The sequence below is a fragment of the Piscirickettsia salmonis LF-89 = ATCC VR-1361 genome, from assembly GCF_000297215.2.
Taxonomy (GTDB): Bacteria; Pseudomonadota; Gammaproteobacteria; order Piscirickettsiales; family Piscirickettsiaceae; genus Piscirickettsia; species Piscirickettsia salmonis.
The window spans coordinates 142,137-145,510 of sequence record NZ_AMFF02000021.1 but is presented as its reverse complement, the minus strand read 5'-3'; the positions used below and the strand labels follow the sequence as shown (position 1 = coordinate 145,510).

Sequence of the window (3,374 nt, the reverse complement as noted above, 5' to 3'; positions counted from 1 at the left end):
GAACCTACCTCGGCCTACTCACCCCGTGCTTAGCACTCCATGGCTCGCAGCGTAAGAATTGTCCCTCAAGGTGTTTATCATATATGGAGAGAAATGACCGATAGCGAAGGCAAATTTAAATGGCCAAGTGATGTTTGCGCTGCAATAAACCGATCAAAAGTACAAGCGGAACAAAGAAAGGACTATCGTGGATTAACTGCAGTAAGTCTATTTTTTGGCTCATATCGAGATACTCATACTAAAGCGTTATATAGTCAAATTAGCCAGGGTTTTAAAACAAATACGCACCAATATAAAGATTGAATCAGTTACTGCACCAACATCGACTTTGCCTAGCTACTTATGGGACTAGTCGATAGATGTCTATTTTGCTAGATTCCCCAATTTGTAATGACCATTTACATTTAAATTGTGGCATACTGTAACTCGAAATACTCAATGTGCAGTCAAATTTATCTTCATTAATGATGAAAGAATTTATTGCATAAGGATTAGGGAAGATTGAATGATGACTTATGACCAAAGGATGGCCTTTCTAACTATCTCTTCGTTTATTTTATGGAGCTTTCTGATGAAATTAAATACCAAGGAAACATTTACTAGATTTATGGGGCTATTTATTGCAGTTGATTGCTTGTATTACTTAATTGGTCTTACTATTTTTTCTGCTATTCCTAGTGGAAATTTAATAGCCTTTGTCAATATTTTTACTAGCTTTTGTGGCTTAGTTACTGGCATTTTATTGTTTATAAAAATCTATGATAAATGGTATACACCTTTTGTTGCCATAGAGTTTTTTACTTGTATTTATTGGTTCTTTTTAACATTAGGCGAGACTGTCTCAAATACACAATATGCGTCTTTATCTAAGGTAATCACATCGTTAAACTATGACTTATTTAGTTGTTTCATGGGGGTTATTGCGTGTTTGCTATGGCTAAAGTTTGCTTTTAGTTTCAAAGCTAATAAATTAGCAAATTAAAGCAACCCTTGATAAAGAAAAAACATTTTCTTTTAAAGTCTCTGAAAAGTTTTTGGTACTGACTGGATTTATTTTATATCTAGATCAGTACACTTAACTTTCATAATTAAGAAATTAATTTTATTAAAATTATTAAAATATTTTATATAATAAAAATACTTACTAAAACCATTCCTCTATATAATAGCCAATCCGGAAAAAGTTAGGCTAACAGCTAGTCTTCTTCAAAAAAAGTTAATAAAGCTAAAGCGCCTGACTAATCTTACTATATAAATCTTTCGTTTGCGCATCTCGATACGAACCAAAAAATAGTCCTATAGCTGTTAAGCCACGATAGCCGCTTCTATTGTTAGCTTCAACCTTCACCTTATTAAGAACAGCACTAACATTATCCATCCACCTAAAATTACCCTGCATATCAGTAATTTCATACCATATCTTGCTAATTCCCTCAGGAACCTTTGTTCTCTCACCCTTAAATGTAATCGCACTTCCCCCTCCTAGTCCATGCACTTTAAGCTGACCGCTTTCAATCTGCTGAGTAATCTTACTGTAAACCACACGCAGCTTATTTAAAGCACAAGCATCTTGATCAAGTAGTGTAATATTAGCCAGTACTTTTTGAATATACTCTACACTGTTAAGCTCAAGGTAACTAAGCTGCAAAAGTTCGATTTTATTGTTCTCAATAGCTTCAATTGATTGAGGATCCGCCAGCACTTGTTGAACATATGCCATCTGGCTCAACCCTAAGGCTTTTAGGCGTTTATAGTTTAAATCAAATGTCTCAAGACTCTCAAGTGCTTGCTGGACATACTCTGTTTGATTAAGTCCAAGGGCTGCTAACCATTGATAAGCTCGCTCAAATCGTTTAGGGTCAGTAAGTACGTGCTGGACATACTTTGCTTGATTAAGTCCAAGGGCTACTAACCATTGATAAGCTTGCTCAAATCGTTCAGGATAAATAAGTATTTTTTGCAGATTTATTTCTGAAAACAGATCATATCTGAATAAAATTAGCTTACATATAATCTCAAGCGCTGAAATACCTTTTATTTCACCATTTTTTGTATCTAATAAAGATTTTAAATTTTCATTTTCTAGTAAAGTTATATCACTGAAGATCCACTGATCATTATCAAGACACCGAGAATCATCTGCTTTATATGTTTTGAAACATCGCGGTAAATACAAAGTTCGTAATAAAGCAATAACATCAATCTGTTCCTTACTCACTCCACACAAAACAACAGGTGTATAACCTAAAGTCCCTTTAGCTATTTTTAACTCACCTCGCAATGGCTCTGAGAACCCATAATCAATTAAGTGAACAGTACCTTTTTCATCTATGCAGAAATTTTCGGGCTTTAAATCTAGATGGGCATAAGAAGTCTTTTCTTTCGAGTATGTCCCTGTGTGCAAGTGATAGACAGCTTGTGTTACTTTGATCGCTAAATCATATTGCTGCTCTTTTGTAAGAGTATTCTGCGCTAAATATTGATCAAGGGAGATACCTAAAAATTGGTAAACTTGGTAGTATTTACTGCTATTATCTTTAAATGTTTTTTTTGCTTTACCAAGATCACAAGCAACCTTACCTTCTTGCGAATCACTATCAATTTCGAAAGATTCTTTGATTGCCCACATTTGACCATTTATTGTTTGGCCAAATATCACTCTACCAGAGCTACCCTCCCCTAAAATTTCACCATTTGATTTTACAAAAACTTCACCCTCAGCACCAACTAAATAACAGTGGGTCAAGTAAATACGGCGCCCTGTCTTATCATCAATCAGCTCTATTTTCTGGCTATTCTTTGGTGTTAGCTGCGCCCCAGGAATTTTTCCTGCTAAATATTTTTCAGCAACACGCCATTCGGCTCCTTGTTGCTCAACGGCAGTTATGTTTTCCTCACCCTCCCATACAACGCTTGGCATAACACCTAACTCCTAAGCTAAAAATATAAAATTTTACACAAAAGACCATATTTATATTAAAAAAATATAAATATCAATAATATATTTATTTGGGGCTGACACCTAATAAAGTTCTTTGAGGCAACTTTTTAAGATCAACCAATAGCTCTTTTGGCGACCCCATATTAAATCGCCACTCCGCTTCTTTTAAGAAGAAATTGAAGTGCTGTCTAGGCACTCCGTTAAACTTCCTCATGTGCCGCTTTGTTTGATTCCAGAAGTTCTCTATGCCATTAATATGGTTCTGATTTAGCACAACGCCTATTATGATTAATACGATAATGTTTAAACTCAGAGATATCAAGAGCGTTGTACGCACGCCAATAATCTGTATATATAGCGCTCAACGAATAGTTTCTGACATTGACTTCATTACTTGACTAAGCGCTGTCTCTAAATTTATTTCATCTTGATC

Annotated in this window: 3 protein-coding genes and 1 pseudogene; 2 read left to right on the top strand and 2 right to left on the bottom strand. The window is 35.0% G+C overall.

Annotated features, from left to right (window positions below):
• The first annotated feature begins 93 nt into the window (after positions 1–93).
• Both C200_RS03625 and C200_RS03620 read left to right on the top strand, forming a co-directional pair.
• Positions 94–303, top strand: a complete 210-nt coding sequence (locus tag C200_RS03625) for a hypothetical protein (RefSeq protein ID WP_016211907.1) — start codon at positions 94–96, stop codon at positions 301–303.
• Positions 304–571: 268 nt separating this feature from the next.
• Complete coding sequence (locus tag C200_RS03620; protein WP_016211905.1) at positions 572–982, top strand: hypothetical protein; 411 nt, start codon at positions 572–574, stop codon at positions 980–982.
• Positions 983–1,225: 243 nt separating this feature from the next.
• On the opposite strand, the gene C200_RS16340 is transcribed toward C200_RS03620, so the two are convergent.
• On the bottom strand, positions 1,226–2,920 hold the full coding sequence (locus tag C200_RS16340; RefSeq protein WP_016211904.1) for a protein kinase domain-containing protein: 1,695 nt from the start codon (positions 2,918–2,920) through the stop codon (positions 1,226–1,228).
• Between the two features lie 85 nt (positions 2,921–3,005).
• Positions 3,006–3,303: pseudogene (locus tag C200_RS14165) on the bottom strand (transposase); the annotation flags it as partial.
• Positions 3,304–3,374: the final 71 nt, after the last annotated feature.